A 604-nucleotide genomic window follows, 5' to 3' on the forward strand; every position below is an offset into this window, starting at 1 on the left:
ATTCGAGGCAGCTTCAAGATGATTCACGAGTCTTACCAACGTACTTTTTCCTGCACCACTATATCCAATCACACCAAAAATATCATTGCGATTGACCGTAAATGATACGTCCTTCAAAGCATCTATTGTTTGCTTTTTCTTATGAAATGATTTACTAACTTGTCGAAACTCAATCATCATCGCCCCTCCTACAAATTCTTATTAATCCACTAGGAATAAGAGCATTATATGTAAAATTGCATATATCGTCAATACAATTTGCCGAATTTTCTAAAAAATTAAAAAAATAATTAATTCATGTGACAATGATGAATTGTGAGACTACTATGACATTTATCAAATTAAATCCATACAAATGTCCACCAAACCTCCATAACTCAATCACGAATGATTAACATCGCACAAAAAAGCACTAGCATTTTCAAAATCAATTTAAGTTGATCTTAAAATATATGCTAGTGCTGCTATTATTTATAGCGTATCTAGTGCTTGTTTTAAATCATCGACTAAATCTTCAGTATCTTCAATACCTACAGAAATTCTTACAAGTCCGTCTGTAATACCTTCTTTAGCTCGAATATCTGCTGGAATGGATGCATGTGTC

General features: G+C 32.6%; 2 protein-coding genes. Both read right to left on the reverse strand.

The window, feature by feature from the left end; translation table 11 throughout:
* Positions 1-177 (reverse strand): ATP-binding cassette domain-containing protein (locus IDG60_RS20990; protein WP_206161153.1); only part of this gene is annotated, 177 nt, incomplete at its 3' end.
* Positions 178-471: 294 nt separating this feature from the next.
* Positions 472-604, reverse strand: a 133-nt coding sequence (locus IDG60_RS20995) for a PLP-dependent transferase (RefSeq protein WP_206161139.1), incomplete at its 5' end; no start/stop codon positions are given.

Source organism: Staphylococcus sp. EG-SA-2, from assembly GCF_017152085.1.